This window comes from Rubellimicrobium mesophilum DSM 19309 (assembly GCF_000600335.2).
Taxonomy (GTDB): domain Bacteria; phylum Pseudomonadota; class Alphaproteobacteria; order Rhodobacterales; family Rhodobacteraceae; genus Rubellimicrobium; species Rubellimicrobium mesophilum.
In genome coordinates this window covers 1-14,238 of record NZ_KK088596.1, presented here as the reverse complement: position 1 = coordinate 14,238, position 14,238 = coordinate 1, and the positions used below count along the sequence as shown (strand labels likewise).

The 14,238-nt window shown below is 69.9% G+C and carries 18 protein-coding genes; 17 read left to right on the top strand and 1 reads right to left on the bottom strand.

Translation table 11 applies throughout. The annotated features are described in order from the left end of the window. Positions 1 to 6: 6 nt before the first annotated feature. From RUMESO_RS17475 to RUMESO_RS17455, 5 genes are all read left to right on the top strand, one after another. A complete protein-coding gene (locus RUMESO_RS17475) occupies positions 7 to 429 on the top strand; it encodes a hypothetical protein (RefSeq protein ID WP_037281922.1) in 423 nt (140 codons plus the stop codon). Positions 430 to 748: 319 nt separating this feature from the next. Further along, complete coding sequence (locus RUMESO_RS17470; protein ID WP_037281921.1) at positions 749 to 1,174, top strand: hypothetical protein; 426 nt, start codon at positions 749 to 751, stop codon at positions 1,172 to 1,174. 1,261 nt (positions 1,175 to 2,435) lie between these two features. Continuing rightward, on the top strand, positions 2,436 to 2,696 hold the full coding sequence (locus RUMESO_RS17465) for a hypothetical protein (protein ID WP_037281920.1): 261 nt from the start codon (positions 2,436 to 2,438) through the stop codon (positions 2,694 to 2,696). Positions 2,697 to 2,933: 237 nt separating this feature from the next. Continuing rightward, positions 2,934 to 3,266: a hypothetical protein gene (locus RUMESO_RS17460; protein ID WP_156363005.1), complete on the top strand. Its 333-nt coding sequence runs from the start codon at positions 2,934 to 2,936 to the stop codon at positions 3,264 to 3,266. A gap of 215 nt (positions 3,267 to 3,481) precedes the next feature. Further along, positions 3,482 to 4,126 carry a hypothetical protein gene (locus tag RUMESO_RS17455; RefSeq protein WP_037281916.1) on the top strand — a complete coding sequence of 215 codons (645 nt, stop codon included), beginning with the start codon at positions 3,482 to 3,484 and terminating at the stop codon, positions 4,124 to 4,126. A gap of 155 nt (positions 4,127 to 4,281) precedes the next feature. Here RUMESO_RS17455 and RUMESO_RS17450 read toward each other — a convergent pair whose 3' ends face one another. Then, positions 4,282 to 4,845, bottom strand: coding sequence for a DNA-binding protein (locus RUMESO_RS17450; protein WP_037281914.1), 564 nt, complete (start codon positions 4,843 to 4,845; stop codon positions 4,282 to 4,284). 375 nt (positions 4,846 to 5,220) lie between these two features. Here RUMESO_RS17450 and RUMESO_RS25845 point away from each other — a divergent pair, with 375 nt between their 5' ends. The 12 genes from RUMESO_RS25845 to RUMESO_RS17390 all read left to right on the top strand — a co-directional run. Then, complete coding sequence (locus RUMESO_RS25845) at positions 5,221 to 5,448, top strand: hypothetical protein (RefSeq protein ID WP_037281912.1); 228 nt, start codon at positions 5,221 to 5,223, stop codon at positions 5,446 to 5,448. Position 5,449: 1 nt separating this feature from the next. Further along, positions 5,450 to 6,352 carry an AAA family ATPase gene (locus tag RUMESO_RS17440; RefSeq protein ID WP_051521446.1) on the top strand — a complete coding sequence of 301 codons (903 nt, stop codon included), beginning with the start codon at positions 5,450 to 5,452 and terminating at the stop codon, positions 6,350 to 6,352. After that, positions 6,352 to 7,023, top strand: coding sequence for a DUF6634 family protein (locus RUMESO_RS17435; protein WP_051521445.1), 672 nt, complete (start codon positions 6,352 to 6,354; stop codon positions 7,021 to 7,023). The genes RUMESO_RS17440 and RUMESO_RS17435 overlap by 1 nt, the downstream gene beginning before the upstream one ends. Continuing rightward, positions 7,020 to 8,003 (top strand): hypothetical protein, encoded by a 984-nt coding sequence (locus RUMESO_RS17430; RefSeq protein ID WP_037281910.1) that lies wholly within the window; start codon positions 7,020 to 7,022, stop codon positions 8,001 to 8,003. The genes RUMESO_RS17435 and RUMESO_RS17430 overlap by 4 nt, the downstream gene beginning before the upstream one ends. 56 nt (positions 8,004 to 8,059) lie before the next feature. After that, on the top strand, positions 8,060 to 8,851 hold the full coding sequence (locus RUMESO_RS17425) for a DUF2384 domain-containing protein (RefSeq protein WP_037281909.1): 792 nt from the start codon (positions 8,060 to 8,062) through the stop codon (positions 8,849 to 8,851). Positions 8,852 to 8,895: 44 nt separating this feature from the next. Beyond that, on the top strand, positions 8,896 to 9,300 hold the full coding sequence (locus RUMESO_RS17420; RefSeq protein ID WP_037281908.1) for a hypothetical protein: 405 nt from the start codon (positions 8,896 to 8,898) through the stop codon (positions 9,298 to 9,300). Positions 9,301 to 9,562: 262 nt separating this feature from the next. Further along, positions 9,563 to 10,282 (top strand): hypothetical protein, encoded by a 720-nt coding sequence (locus tag RUMESO_RS17415; protein WP_037281907.1) that lies wholly within the window; start codon positions 9,563 to 9,565, stop codon positions 10,280 to 10,282. An 83-nt stretch (positions 10,283 to 10,365) separates the two neighbouring features. Beyond that, positions 10,366 to 11,061, top strand: a complete 696-nt coding sequence (locus RUMESO_RS17410; RefSeq protein WP_156363004.1) for a hypothetical protein — start codon at positions 10,366 to 10,368, stop codon at positions 11,059 to 11,061. A gap of 195 nt (positions 11,062 to 11,256) precedes the next feature. After that, positions 11,257 to 11,778, top strand: a complete 522-nt coding sequence (locus RUMESO_RS17405) for a hypothetical protein (RefSeq protein WP_037281906.1) — start codon at positions 11,257 to 11,259, stop codon at positions 11,776 to 11,778. Positions 11,779 to 11,884: 106 nt separating this feature from the next. Beyond that, positions 11,885 to 12,583 carry a hypothetical protein gene (locus RUMESO_RS17400; protein WP_156363003.1) on the top strand — a complete coding sequence of 233 codons (699 nt, stop codon included), beginning with the start codon at positions 11,885 to 11,887 and terminating at the stop codon, positions 12,581 to 12,583. A gap of 376 nt (positions 12,584 to 12,959) precedes the next feature. Further along, positions 12,960 to 13,217, top strand: coding sequence for a hypothetical protein (locus RUMESO_RS25320; RefSeq protein WP_037281904.1), 258 nt, complete (start codon positions 12,960 to 12,962; stop codon positions 13,215 to 13,217). A gap of 837 nt (positions 13,218 to 14,054) precedes the next feature. Continuing rightward, positions 14,055 to 14,238, top strand: a 184-nt coding sequence (locus tag RUMESO_RS17390) for a transposase (protein ID WP_037281902.1), incomplete at its 3' end; no start/stop codon positions are given.

The following is a 14,238-nucleotide window of genomic DNA, read 5'->3' as shown; positions in this document are numbered from 1 at the left end:
CGTTCCGTGCGAGAGCTCCAGTCGAGTGGACTCGACGACGTGAGGGGGCTCCCGATCAAGCTCTGCGGGACCACGTTCTTCCACGGCTTCATCGTCGCGGACATCGCGAGCAACCTCGACGAGTGGACCAGTTCATGGCACCAAACCGTTGGTGGCCGCGGCCGGATCTGTCGCCTCGATGAGGGGATCAGAAGCTCTATCGCGCTCATCGGCCGGAGCGCGCTTCCCGACGTGGCCAAGGCGCAAGATCAGGTTGTCTGCGACACGGCTGGGATCAGCGGCGAGAGCTTCTTCGTTTCGACTGACGCCGGCGTAGCTCGGACCTTCGAGCGGGAAGCTCTCTCGCTGCATGTGATGCGCCATCCACACGTGGCGCTCTGCCAGAGCGCTAACCCTACAAGTCCGCTTCTTGGCGGGTCGATGGTATGAACTTGGTTGGGCACGAGGGGCATCTCCATCCAGGAGGTATTCCTGCTCGGCCGACGAGTTGGCGCTGCGTCGCGGCCGCACTCGAGACGGGCATCAGAGACACGGGACGGGCGCCCCGACTCCCCAATCCGCGACCTTGGCTTGGCGAGCAGGGCAGGGGCGCACTTCGTCCTCGCAAGCATGCGACTCGCTTGTTGTGGAGGGCTTACACTTTTCGCTTTGGTCTTTCGCAACTTCCTCGGAGCGTCCCTTGAGCAAGTCTCCCACGCACCCCGGGGTTTTTGCCCCGGGGCGGGAGCGACGGACAGGAGCACGACCGATGGCACATCCTCGCAAGGACGATCTCTCCAAGCGCAAGCGCTGGGAGATCTACGTCACGCCCTTCGAGCGTCTGCGCATCGAGGAGGGTGCGCGGGGCATGGGCCTGCCCATCGGGGCGGCCGCCGCCAAGGCCTTCGGGGGCGTGCAGCACGTCGAGCGCGCCGACTGGCGCGAGATCGTCCGGCTCCTCACCGACGTGGATCGCGGGATGGGCGACCTGCTCCTCGCGATGCGCGACCGTGAGGACCCGCTGGACGCGATCGAGGTGGCGGCAGCGCTCGTCAGCCTCGACCGGGCGGTTCGGGCGCAGGCAATGCCTTGGACGCTCCGCGAAGACGAGGCGGATGAGCCGCAGGAGGAGGCGTCAGATGAGCTGCGTGAAGGGCAGGGCGCTCGCGGCCCGAGCGGCGAGGCCGAACCATGATGATCGTCTGGTCGCCGCATACCGAGGATCCCGGCGCGCTCGCCCGCGTGCTCCCCAAGCGCGACCGCTTCCGCCCTCTCACCGAGTACATGGCGAGCCCCGTCGTGCGGAAGGAGGTGGGCCGGCGCGTGGTCGAGATTGTCCGCGAGCCGCCCCCCGAGGCGCCTCATGGGCGACGAGCAACTCCTGCGCCTCACGCTCCGGCAGCAGGTCTCGACGCGCAAGTACTCGGTCCTCACGCTCTCCTTCGCGCCCGAGGACATCGATGTGGCGGCGTTCAACGAGGGCGACGCGCAGGCCCGCCGGCTCGTCGACCTGGCGCTCACGCTCGTGCTCGAGACCGCCTTTGCCGGCATTCCGCCCGAGGCGCGCCCGCATGTCTTTGCCACCACCCACACGCATGCGCGCCGCGTGGAGGTGAACGTGGCGCTGCCCCGGGGCGTGCGCCGCCCTGACGGCCACGTGCGGGCCCACAACCCGAACCCGCCGCGGCGGGGCAGCCAGCTGCTCTGGGACGCGGCGGTGGACGTCCTCAACCACGCCTTCGGCCTCGCCGACCCGGGCGACCCCGCGCGAGCGCGGCTTCTCGTCCGGCCCGATCACCTGCTCAAGCGCGAAGCGGAGGAGCGCCGCGCGTACGAGGCCGGGCTCCTCGACGCCCCCCCGCCGCCTGACCCGCGGCTCGCGCTCGCCGCCGCCATCGCCGCGCGGGTGTACGCAGGCACGATCCGCGGCTGGACCGAGGTGGTCGCCGCGCTCGGCGACCTAATCCGGCCTGAGGGCTGGATCGTGCTCCGCACCGGACGCGGATCGGTCACCGTCGGCGCCCCCGGGGCGCTGCCACGCGAGCGGCTCGAGTTCCGGGGACCGCACTATGCAGCAAGCTTCACCTGCCCGGAGGCGCTCGTCGGCCCTCACAGCCTGGCGGCGCTCCGGGCCGAGCGGGTGCGCGTGCTGGCCACCGCGCCTGCGCGTCTGCAAGCCGCGTGGACGGCACGCGCCCGAGCCACCCGCGAGCATCTGGGGCAGGGGGCCTGGCCGGAGACAGATGCACTAGACACCCTTCTCGCGACGATCGCGGCGGCCGGGCCGTCCTATCAGCGCAAGGAGGTCGTCGTGCTCGGAGCGATGTCGCACCTTAGTATCCCGAGCCGCCACCACGGCCTTGCCATGACGTCGGCCTCCGGCCCTCTGAGCTCGCCCACGGCCGATGCCGGTCCGACGATCCCCATCACCTTTCTCGCAAACGGAGTGCCAGACCATGCCGACCGCCCAGACCACCACGACGACCGCCCCCTCGGAGGCAGCGGCGCCGATCCGGTCTCCCGGCCTCACGCCGATGGAGCGCCAGCTCCTCGAGCAAGTGGCGCGCCTCGAGCGGGAGCGCCGGGACCGGGACGCGCGGCACACGGCGGAGGTCGCGCTCCTGCGGATGGAGCTCGCGAGCTTGAACGGCACCGTCGCGCGCTTGACCATGTGGTTGGGCGCCTTGCTCGACCCGGAGGCGCCGAGCGGCTCCTGAGCCGTCTGCTGGCTCGGGGCCAGTCGCTCGCCCGAGCTCTCGCTCCGCGTCTGGCCCGCGCCGCTCTCGACCGGCTCGTCCCGCGGACGCTGACCCTGTCCCTCACCACCTGCACCCATGCCCTGGAGAGACTCAATGACCACCTCGACGCCTTTTCCCGAGCCGGCCTCCCCGGCCTCGGAACTCCCGCCCGCGCCTCTTCCGGACACGGTGGCCCTGCAGCCTCAGCTGCAGCTGGTGAGCGGGCTCCTGAGCCGCCTCATCGAGCGTCTGGAGGCACCCTCGGGAGAGGCCTCCCAGCAGATCGCGGAGGTGCTCTCGCGCCTCACCGCCCTGACCCAGAGCCTCACGCGGACGGCCCAGGCGATGGAAAGGATCGCCTCACCGGAGGGCCCCCTGGGGCAGATCTGGGCGGAGCTGGAGCGCATAACCGCGCGTCAGGAGGCGCAGGACCGGCAGCTCGCGGCGGTCGGGCACCAGACGGCGACGGTGAAGGCCTGGCTCGCGGGCGGACCGACGCTCGAGGAGCTGGCGACCTCCTCGGGCTCGGGGGCGACGGCATCGACCTGACGAACCTCTCGTGGGCGGACGGCCCGGCGCCGCCCTCGCCGTACTCCCGGGCGCAGCCCCCGGCCGGGAGCCTTGCCGCGCGCCTGCGCCGCCTGCACGAGGCTGCCCGGGAGGTGGTGCCCGGGGCACGCCCCGCCGTGCGTCCGATCCGGCGCCCGGACGGCGTGCCAGGCCCAAGTTCCATTCTGACGCTCACCCTCCCGGACCTGCCCGTCATGCTCTGGAGCGGGCCCGCGCTGACGTTTGCCACCGATGCTGGAGCCAGCCTCTCTGGGTGCCGCATCCTGGACCAGATCGCCGTGCGGATGGGCGTGATGTCCGTCCACCTCCGTCCGGCGGCTCCTCGCCCGACGCTGGTGGTGGTCCCGGATGCCGCCTCGCGCGTTCGCTTCGCCACCTGGCTGGCGGCGCAGCCCGACGTGGATGTGGCGCACGTCGGATGGCTCGTCCTTAACGGGGCAGCTCGGGACGTGGACTTTGTGGTCGCTGCCATTCGACAGGTGGCCGAGCTCTCGTCGTCGGCCGAGCTGGTGTTCGTCCTCCCGGATTCCGAGTGGCCCGGCGCGGCCGTGGTGGAGTCGACGTGCGCGCGCCTCGTGTCCGGGGCGGAGCCTGACACACCAGTCGTTGTCTTCAGACCGGGGGCGGGCGGCTATGAAGTGGTCGAGTCTGAGCCCTCGCCCGCAGGGTCCACAGCCACGGCGCTGCTCACGATCTCGGACAGCCTGGACCCAGCCGATGGTCCGCGTGCTGTCGATCCTCAGAGCGACGCAGAAAAGGGAAACGCCACATCCGTCACTGAAAACCAACTGGATCCATGGTCCGAGCTCGAAACGGGCCTCAGACCCTGGCGGTCCTGATGCACAGGACATCCAAGGTGCGAGATCCTGGGCTCCGTGCTGCCGCCTCAGCGCAGCCGCGGCGCGCGCTCATGTGGGTCAACGTCGATCGGAGAGCCGGGCCTTGCCAGGCCAGGCGCGGACTGGTGGGGCACCGTCCGGATCAGCGCCGGGGTTTAGGCGTCCACCCGCGCGAGCTTTTCCCGCAGCTCGGCAATGACCTCTGCGTCCTGCTCGGCACGCTGGCGCAACAGCCGCACGGTGTCACGTTCGTGCGCGAGTTGCCGCCGAAGGTCGGCCAGAGCCGCCTTGCTCTGGGCGTCGTACCGGTTGAACTGGCGTTCCATCGTCGCCTCGTGGGCATTGGCGCCCGCCAGCTGGGCCTCGAGGTCCTCGACGACCTGATCATGCGCCTCGGCTTCGGCCTTCATCTCGGCGCGCAGTTGGGCGAGCTCGCGGCGGAGCTCCGCCTTGCCGATGTCGGCGATCTCGCACGCCTGCTTCCAGACCCGCGCCGAGATCTCCCGGGCCAGGCGCTCGACCTCCTCCGGGACGGGCAGCTCCTCGAGCGCCTCGCGCTCGCGCTGGGCCGCCCGCCAGACACGCAGGGCCCGGCTGATGGTGGTGTAGGAGCCACGATGGCCCAGGTGGGCCCGCACGGCCGTCTGGGTGGGCTCGATCCCGCGCCCGGCGAGTTCGTGAGCGGCCTGGAGAACGTCGTCATCGGTCAGTTGAGGCATTGGGAACTCCGAAGAAAGATCCCGATATCTGTATCGCAGTACGAACCATACAGGGAGAGGCCCGCAGGCCGTTGTCCACATCCTTGGGTCTGCCAGAGATGGCCTGCTGTTCACACAGTGAATGGTCCGATCCGACGTCGGCGACGTATCTCAAGCTGTATGAGGGCAGTGTTGGTTCTTGCTCCACGCAGCAAAGTCCGGCAACGTCGGCACATGGCGAATCTTCGGCTCATACGGACGACCTCGATCTAGCCCCATAACCCGGGGCCGTTCGGTCGTACGTGCCAGCTTCGCCTCCCTTCCAGTAACTGATCCTGTCTGCCGCACTGTACGCCGTGACGGTCTCGTCCTGCGCTCCCGCAAGGATGACGACCTATGCCAAAGCCCAAGACCATCCCGTTCGCTCCTGGGCTGCGTGCCTTCGAGGGCACCTACGACTCCATCGAGCGCCGCTTCCGCGACTTCCTGCTGACGACCCGGCTCAAGACGCAGGGCCGCGTGCCCGAGGCCTTCGAGGATGAGCGCGCCGACGCCTTGGATGTGGGCGAGGCGCTCCCCCAGTCTGCCACCCTCCCGCACGACGGAGCTGACGCGCTCCGATGACGTGAAGATCAGCAGACGCATCGAGCGCATCCTGAAGGCCAGAGACAAGGCCTCGGGGCTGAAGCATGTGAGGGCCGAAGTGGCCGCCCGCTTCCAGCCCGTCCTCAGGGGCGTCGAGCTGGCTGGCCCCGCGAACGAGCACGAGGCCGACGAGATCGCGGCCCGGCTCTTCGAGGAGATGCCCTGGCACGGGCGGGTGATCGAGATCCTCTGGCGCGACATGCGCCAAGGGGCCCGCGATGGCGAGGGCCTGCGGTTTCGGCCACTGCTGCTGGACGGCCCCCCAGGCGCCGGCAAGACCACTTTGGCCCTGCGGCTCGCCGAGCTTGCGCGCGTGCCTTACGCCTACGTGGATGTCGCGACCTCCTCGGAGGGGTTCAACCTCTCGGGGGCGCAGCGGACGTGGTCCTCGTCGGCGCCCGGCAAACCCGTCGAGACCATCCTCGAGACCCGGATCGCGAACCCGCTGCTCGTGGTCGATGAGGCGGAGAAGGGCTCAACGCTTTACTCCGCCAAGGGCGGCGTGCCCACCTCGGCGCACCAGGCGCTGCTGTCGCTCCTCGAGCCCACGACCGCCCGGGTCTGGGAATGCCCTTGGTGCGGCTTGCGCCTGGATATCAGCTACGTGAACTGGATCTTGACGGCGAACGATACGCGAGGCCTGCCCGCGCCCTTGCGCTCGCGGCTGCGTCTCGTCGCCGTGCGCAGCCCCACGCACAGGGAGCTGATGGCCTTCGCCGCCCGCGAGCTCGCGCGCCGCGGCCTCGCCGAGGACGCGCTGGACACGGTCGAGACCCTGGTCCGGGCCTACCCCGAAGGCGACGAGCGGCTCTCCTTGCGGACGGTGGTGCGCATCGTCGACGACCTGGCGGCGATCGCCGAGACCATGGAGGTGCAGCACTGATGGCACGTGTGTCCACCCAAGCCCCGCCTGATCGTTCCACCCCCGTGCTTGTGGCCTTGGAGGCCCTGCGCGAGGCCGCGGCTCCGCTCCTCACCAGCCCGGACGCGCCCGTGCGCCTCGCGGACCTCCCGCCGGTCTGGCAGGCGCATCTCCTCGACTTCCCGCAGTACTACGACAGGCTGGTGCCGCCCGGCTGCGATGAGGTGGCCCGTGAGGATTGGGAGGAGCTCTTGGACCAGGTCGCGCAGCGGCTGGAGCGCGCCACCCGCCTGCCCGGCCTGTTCGCCGCCGTCGAGCGCGGACCCAGCCCCGAGGATCTGGCCGACGCGCCGTGCCTCTCGCCCTGGTCGCTGGCTCTGGCCTGGTATGGATGGCCCGTGCTCACCGGCCACGTCACCGCGCACCCGCGTCTGGGCGAGGGCTGGATCTACACCTCCTTCCTGGTCGGCCTTGACCCCCACCGCAGGTGGGCGCGCAGCCAGACCCGCTGGTACCGCTTGGGCGAGCCGATGACCGAAGCGCATGGGCCGGCGTTCGGGCAGGCCGCCTTGCCGGTCCGGCTGATCGGGGCGGACGACGCGCGGGTGGCGGGCCACTTGGCGAGCCTGCGCGAGGGCGTGAGCCGGCTCCTCGAGCCCTTGGTCCTACCGGCCGAGGAGGGGCGGCCATGACCCGGCCGCGACCTCATCGCCATATCCTCCACCCCGAGCTCACGTTGTCCCAGTTGCTCGCGGCGCTGCCCACATGGGTGCGGCCCGACCCCGAGCGGGCAGGCTGGGTTGAGATCCTTCGCGAGCAGCTGCCCCGGGCTCTGGCGGCCAAGCTGCTGCTCCCATTGGTGCGGGTCGGCTCGCTCGATCCCGACGGGCGCGCGGTCCTGCCCGGGGCCGAATGGGAAAGCCTGGCCGAGGCATTCCTGAATCAGGCTCACGTCGTGCTGGATCGTCGCGATGCGCTCCTCTGGGTGGAGAAGGGTCCACCCCAGGAGGAGTTCGCCTGGGCCCCGCACCTCGAGCCCTGGCGGGTGGTCGACATGGGGCGGTTCGGCCCCTGCCTCGAGGGCCGCGTCACGGCCCTGACCCCGGGCGGCCCCGAGACGATCGGCCCCACCCTGCTCCTGGGCCTCGGCCCGGAGCGGGCCTGGGCGCGACTGCTGCGCGGTTGGGTGCGCCTGGGCCGGCGCGAGGAGGACCCCCAGACGGGCCAAGCCGGGCGTGGTCTGGGCGTCGACGCCTCGCCCCGCGTGCTCGGTGAGAGCGAGACGGAGACGGCCCTGGGAGACCTGCGACGCCGCACTGCGGAGCAGGTGGCGGACCTGGTACCCCTGCCGGAGGACAGGCTGGGATTCCGGTTCATCCTGGGGCCGCTGGACAACCTTCCGCGCCCGACCCCGGCGGGAGAGGATGGACCCGACCGGATCGGCGAGGGCACGGCAGGACCGCCAGAGGGCGGGACGAGCGAGGTGCTGACCGAGGCCGAGCGCCTCGTGGTGCGGGCCTACCGGATCTTTGGAGACGAGCTGCCCGTCTGGCTGCTGCGTCGGAGCCTCTGGCTCGGGAGCGAGCGGCCCATCGACCTCCTCGGCGACGTGCCGGGCCACGCGCGCCTGGCCGAGCACCTCATGGCCCTTGAGGCTGGAGTGTACCTATAGGGGCGAGCGCGATCTCCGATCCCCGATCCCAAGGAGCTATCGAGGGAGGAAGACCGATGAGCGAGACTGATGCCTTGCCGCCGTCCGGGTGGGCGGACCTCCTCTTCCGGCTCTCGGGGCCTGAGATCCGGAAGCGTGCCGTCACTGCCGGAGCGACGGAAGCGGTCGCCCTCCGTCTGAGCCAACTCGTCGGCGCGCTTACGGAAGCCGCAAAGGGGCCACTCACCTTCGCGGAGCTCATGTTGAATCCCGAGAAAGCCTTGGCGGCGCTCGATGCTGGAGGCGCTTTGAGCGTCTTGGTCACGGAAGACGAGCGGAACGTATTCGTCCCCGTGCGCCGTCTTGATCTGGCGCTCCTGGTCGGGCTGCTGCTCGACCGTGCTGCTCCCCGGTGGGCTAGGGGGGCCGATCTTTATGCTCGGTTTGCGCATTCAGGGCGACCCCACCCGATCGCCATGAACCCGCCGCCTGAACCGCCGTACCGGACGCCTACACTGGAGGACGCGCTCCGGGGTGCGCCCGGCGAGACTGACGAGGCCGGTGAAGGGGAGAAGGGCCACTCCGTCGGCCCGCCGAGCCGCAGAACGGCGGAGGCAGGGACAACCCCGCTCGAGCCGGGGACCCGTGCAGACGGGGAGGACGGGAGCATGACGCCGGACGTCCTCGATAAGGTGGGCCCGCTGCTGGCCCGGGTCTACGCGAAGTTCGGGCCTGACACAGGCTGGTGGCTGGGAGTGCCCAACCAGTTCCTGGACAACCTCAGCCCGCTCGCCTGCCTTGCCACCCCCGAGGGACGGCGGCGGCTCGATGAGGTCCTCACCCGCCTGGAGCTGGGCGTCTACATCTGACGGCCAGGCCTGGCCGTCTCCCCGATCCGAAGGAGAGAGCATCCATGCGCAAGAGGCTGAATCGGACCCCGGCGGAGAGACGTGCCGCGATCGAGGACCTCATCGACCGTGACAACGCCCGCATGCGCGCCGACTTTCTCGCGCAGTTCGCCGTGTTGGATGGCACACAGGTCCTCCCACACCTGATGCGGCCAGGGCTTCTCGCTCTCCCCGGCGGGAATGGCCCGTTTTACCCGGCCTTTCAGTTCAACCCGCAGGGCCAGCCCTGGCCCCTGCTCGCGACCGTTCTGGCGGCGCTGCCATCGCATCTCTCACCCTGGCAGCGGGCCTACTGGCTCGTGGCGCCGGACGACAGGCTTGGGGGCGAGACGCCGATCGCGAGGATCGCACGAAGCGACCCGCAGGTCGTCGAGGCTGCCCACCGAGCGGGCGAGCTGCCGATAGGCTGATACACGAGAGACTAGGCATTGGCGTCCGACCGCCAGCGTTGGCGGACCCCGCAGATCCAGAGGAGAGAGGATCCATGAGAATGGGGCTGATCGAGCTCACTGCCGAGCAGCATGCGGCCATCTGCGCGGACCGGAGCATACGCACCGAGGGGTCCACGTCGCACTGCCCCGACTGACGCGTCGGCCTCGCGGGTCCCTGGTCGTCCCGGGCCGTTGCTCGATCACTGTCATTTGTCCCATTCCCTCCCTCAGGAGCCCTGCCATGGAACCCATGGTTCTGCCCAACGACGTCATCGATCTCATGAACGCCTACCCTGATCTGTTCGGCCCGCCGCCCTTTCACCTGAACCTGAAGTCCGGCCCCTTGGGCTTCCGCTGCGGCTGGGGGTGGCTCCCGCTGATCCGCGGGCTCTGCGCCAACCTCCGCCTTGTGGTCCAGCAGGACGGGCTCACGCTCCGCATCGAGGAGGTGGGCGAGAGGTTCGGCCTCCTGCGGGTCCGCGTCGAGGGCGGCAACGACCGCGTCCGGGCGCTGCTGGAGCGCGCCGAGGTGACCTCAAGCCGGACCTGCGAGAACTGCGGCGCCCCCTCGGAGCTCGCGAACCGCGGCCACTGGCTCACCACTCTCTGCGACGTCTGCCTCCAGGCGCCCGAGGCGTCTGCGCTCTGGCGCGAGAAGGTCCTGGCGCCGCAGGCGGAGAAGGTCCTGCGGCCCCACGAGGAGGGCCAGCCCGAGCGGCCGCGCGTCTCGACCCTTACGATCGAGAGACTCATTCGCGGGCTCAACGCCATCCTTCCCTCGCACCTGCCGGTGGTGATCGAGGACCCCGACCGCGTCCGGGTGTGGGCCATCCAGAGCCTGGAGGTCGCGGGCGTGGCTTCGGACCCCGGCCGGTTCGAGAGGTTCGTGCCGCCCCAGCGCGGACCCGGGCTCCACACCCGCTGCGTGGCGCTGATCCGGACCAAGGCGGTGGAGCCGTGAGACCGCGGCTCCGAGCGCCCTGAGGCCTCCTTTCGCGCCTCATGGGTCTCCCACCCGTTCCAGCTTTCTAGACGTGACCTCTCATGCCGTCCCTGGACCTGTCCCCTCCCGTCCGTAAAATCCTGGTGGACTACGCCGACCTGTTCGGTTCCCCGCCCTACGACCCGCGCGAAACCCTCATGGGCTTCGGCTTTGCCTGCGGCCCCGGGTGGCTGCCGCTGATCAGAGGCCTGCTCGCCAACCTCCGCTTCATCGTCGAGACGGATGGCCTGGAGCATCTCCGGGTCACTCAGGTGAAAGAGAAGTTCGGGCAGCTGAGGGTCTACACCAACCTGGGCAACGACAACGTCTGGGGGCTGCTTCTCCGCGCGGAGTCCGCCTCAGGGCAGATCTGCGAAGGCTGCGGGGCGCCCTCGGAGGTAGCTTCCAGGGGAGGCTGGCTCACAACTCTCTGTCCCGTGTGCCTGCGCGCGCCGGACGTGCCGGCGCACTGGCGCGAGGAGCAGGGAGAGGTGGCGCCCTCAGGGTTGAGGTCCCCGGGCGAACCGACAACCCTTTCCGTCGCGACCATCCGGGAGGCGCTCGCCGGGCTCGATCCGGCCGTCCTGGTAGCCCTCGAAGGCCCAAGAGAGGCCGAGCATCGCCCGCTCCGTGCCGTCGAGGTCGTCCGCGCGGCCGCCGACCCCTCGCGCTTTGCGCGGGTGCTACCGCCCTGGCGCGGGCCGGGGTTCGACGAGCGGATTGCAGCGCTGATCCGCCCGGAGCCGTGGCGGACGTGACTCAGCGCTCGGACAGCCCGGCGAACCCCACCGGACGCGGTCGTCTCTCCCGCCGGGGGAGGGGCACGACCTTGGCAATCTCATCCCCCTTCAGGAGCCCTCCCGTATGCGACAGATGGGCCTCGCCATGGACGTCGTCCGTCTCATGGACAGCACCCGCGACCTGTTCGGCCCGCCGGACAGCGGAGAGCGGCCATGACGGCCGACCATGACGTCGACCCGCACGCGGAGGTCCGCGCCGCCCTCGCGCTATGCTGGCTCTGGGGCCAGCGTCTCGTGCGGGCCCGGCGCCGAGCTCTGGGGCTGCTGCCCACCTCGCCGGACCGCCTGACCCGCTTGGGCCGCGAGGACGAGGAGCGCCTCGGCGCCCTCCTGTTCTGTCTGGGCGCGGCCGTCACCGCGCTCATCGAGGAGGTCATGGAGCCCGTGCTGTTGGCGGAGCACAGCCTCATCCTCCTCCTGGACGTGGCCGACGACCTCCGAGCGCTCGAGGCCACCGGAGCCATCGCCTCGGCCGAGGCGGTGCTGGCACTACGGGAGCGCGTCTGGCGCCACTACCGTATCCCGGCGCTCGCGCCTGAACCCCGGGTCGCGGCGCTGAACCAAGCATGGGCCGACGGACAAGCCATGGCCGAGATCCTCACCGGACTCTCCAGGCACATCCAGCGAAAGGGCCTTGTGCCGGGCCTCCGGCCCTTCGGGAAGGGACCGCCATGAGCGGCGAGGACAAGGACCCGCTGGACGACCCGCGCATGGGCGAGGCGGCGGACGAGGTCTGCCGCGTCGCGGCCTGGCTCGAGCACCGCCACCCCGGGCGGGGGTGGTGCTGGCCTACGTCTACGACCGGCGCGCCGGAGGGAGGGGCACCATCGCCCGGGTGGATGTTTATGCCCGGGACAGCAGGCTGCGCATCGACCGCGAGCTCTCCCGTCTGGCCACCCGCGCGGCCTGGGCTCTGGGCTGGCCCCTGCCGGCCGGGGAGCGCGGCCCGCGGATGATGGTGCCCGATCCCGCGGGCCTGACCTCCGAGGAGCGGGAGGAGGCCATCCGGCATGTCGAAGCCGCCATGGCTGCTGCCCCGCCGGAGATCCTCGCGCGCCCCGTGCGGACCGCGGACGAGCCGCAGGACGAGGACCTGGGCGACGTCGAGGCCGTGGCGGCCTGGCTCGACTATCGCCACCCGGGCCGGATCGAGCGCGTGGTGGTGCAGTACGACCTGTTCGAGCGCCTGCGGAACCGGGTCCGGGAGGCCGCCCGGAGGCGCGTTCCCCTCGCGTCCATCGAGCGGGGCCCGGGAGCGTTCCGGGCCGTGGAGGTCAACACCCTCGACGGGGTGGAGGACGCTGCCCTGAACGAGGAGGCGAGGCAGGCCCTGGTCGCTCTGGGTTGGCGGCACGAGCCCGGGCTGCCGGAGACGCCGTGGTGGATGGGCTGGAGACCTGCGGTGATGTCGGAGGGCTTCAAGGCTCAGGCGGTAGAGCGGGTTCGGCAGGCGCTTGGGGGAGCCGAGGATCGGTCATGAGCCTTGGCGCGAACTCTCGGCCAGTAACCGGACGGGAAGGGCCGCCGCCGACCCGGGGTAGCCAGACCTGATGGTCATGGCAGGCTGGGGCCTCGGCAACCCGCCCGAGCCCCTGGCCTTGTCGTTACATATTCGCGGCCACGAACGCCTCGGCGGGCCCGTCCGTCGCCGAGAAGTACTGCAGGCGGGACGGGCAGTCGACGTGCGCTTCGAGGTCGAAGGTGCCGGCGTGAGGGCATCAGCAGCTCGATGTACTACGGCTGGTCGAAGGAGTTCCTGGAAGCCGGTAAGCGCCGCCTGGCCGGCGGGACCGCCGGACTCGACTCAGCGTGTGTCTTCCGCAGTCAGTTGACTCAGAAGGAGCCCAACGGGCCGGATGCAACGCTTAACGTTCGCCGCTCGCAAGCTCACTGCGGAGCTCAATGCGTATGAGGGAGCTGTGGCAGGTGAGGATCTGGAGGTATTGGCAGGACTCGCGGCGGCCTGCACGACGGCCGAGGAGGCCTTGGCCGAAGCTGTCAGCCGAGTTCATGGCGATGTGGGTAGCTCCTCCAACCTTTCCAGTGAAGCCGCGCACCTTGCGGCGCTGCAGCGCTTTGCCAACGACGATGATAACGAGGAAACCCGGCTGTGAGTGACGTGCTCGACGTGCCGACCAAAACCAAAACTGCCAAGATGGCTGCCGCGACGATAGTGGCAGCCGCAACAGGGGTAGTCGGCACCCATGGTCGCCTGAGGCTTGGCCAAGCGAGCACGAGTGCCAAGGGTCCTTGCGGACCATGGTGTCAGGTTCAGCTACGCTAGCCCACCCACGATGCGATGCGTTTGTCGGTGGGTGAGAGCCGCAGCCCGGCCGTTAGCTGCCATGCCAAGATCGAGCGGCTGGAGACAGGCACCTCCTTCGCGAGACGGAGGTCGAAGTGATAAGCGCCACCGTCTCGATCTCCATGCACCGGCCCTCCGGCCTCGCTCGGGTTTGCCGGGTCTAGCGCTCCGTCCGCTCAGGCGTATACAAGCGGAGCCAGGGAGTCTGGGATGAGCCTGTCACCATCGACCGCATCAATGACGAGATCGGCGGCGACGTCAGCAAGCTCGTCATCCTTCACGACGTGGACCGCTGGAAGGACACTCTGGTGGTGCTCGAGCTGGAAGGGTTCCGCGTAGTGAGGATCGCCTGAGCCTTCGAAGCCATTCCCAGAGCATCTCATCAAAGGTCGAGCCCAGCGTCGAGCCCGGGGCCGACGTTTCACCGGCCCCAAGATCGGTGGTGAACCCTAGTCTTGAAGGCTCTCCCAGAAGTCGCAGTTATGGGCCGCCCGCAGGGCTGCAACGGGCACGGTGGCAAGGTTGTCTCCACCGACAAGCCTCAAGATCGGCCCTTCGCCCGGCTTGTAGGCTGAACTGGCCCCCATTTTGACCGGACACCTGGGCATGACCATGGAGGCTTAGGGACAGCCCTAAGCACGTGCTTATGTCTGACGTTGAGATCATCACCGACGGTGGCCGTCGCCGTCGCTGGAGTGGCGCCGAGAAGCTGCGGATCGTCGAAGAGACCCTAGACGAGCGATCCAGCATCTCGGTGGTGGCGCGCCGCAATGGCGTGGCTCCGAACCTGCTCTATCGTTGGCGACGCCTGATGCTGGAGGGGGGAGCTG

Excerpts from the sequence above, each read along its gene's own strand:
- RUMESO_RS17470 (WP_037281921.1), top strand. The coding sequence starts at position 749 with ATGGCACATCCTCGCAAGGACGATCTCTCCAAGCGCAAGCGCTGGGAG.
- RUMESO_RS17465 (WP_037281920.1), top strand. The coding sequence starts at position 2,436 with ATGCCGACCGCCCAGACCACCACGACGACCGCCCCCTCGGAGGCAGCG.
- RUMESO_RS17455 (WP_037281916.1), top strand. The coding sequence starts at position 3,482 with ATGCTCTGGAGCGGGCCCGCGCTGACGTTTGCCACCGATGCTGGAGCC.
- RUMESO_RS17450 (WP_037281914.1), bottom strand. The coding sequence starts at position 4,845 with ATGCCTCAACTGACCGATGACGACGTTCTCCAGGCCGCTCACGAACTC.
- RUMESO_RS25845 (WP_037281912.1), top strand. The coding sequence starts at position 5,221 with ATGCCAAAGCCCAAGACCATCCCGTTCGCTCCTGGGCTGCGTGCCTTC.
- RUMESO_RS17435 (WP_051521445.1), top strand. The coding sequence starts at position 6,352 with ATGGCACGTGTGTCCACCCAAGCCCCGCCTGATCGTTCCACCCCCGTG.
- RUMESO_RS17430 (WP_037281910.1), top strand. The coding sequence starts at position 7,020 with ATGACCCGGCCGCGACCTCATCGCCATATCCTCCACCCCGAGCTCACG.
- RUMESO_RS17425 (WP_037281909.1), top strand. The coding sequence starts at position 8,060 with ATGAGCGAGACTGATGCCTTGCCGCCGTCCGGGTGGGCGGACCTCCTC.
- RUMESO_RS17420 (WP_037281908.1), top strand. The coding sequence starts at position 8,896 with ATGCGCAAGAGGCTGAATCGGACCCCGGCGGAGAGACGTGCCGCGATC.
- RUMESO_RS17415 (WP_037281907.1), top strand. The coding sequence starts at position 9,563 with ATGGAACCCATGGTTCTGCCCAACGACGTCATCGATCTCATGAACGCC.
- RUMESO_RS17410 (WP_156363004.1), top strand. The coding sequence starts at position 10,366 with ATGCCGTCCCTGGACCTGTCCCCTCCCGTCCGTAAAATCCTGGTGGAC.
- RUMESO_RS17405 (WP_037281906.1), top strand. The coding sequence starts at position 11,257 with ATGACGGCCGACCATGACGTCGACCCGCACGCGGAGGTCCGCGCCGCC.
- RUMESO_RS25320 (WP_037281904.1), top strand. The coding sequence starts at position 12,960 with ATGCAACGCTTAACGTTCGCCGCTCGCAAGCTCACTGCGGAGCTCAAT.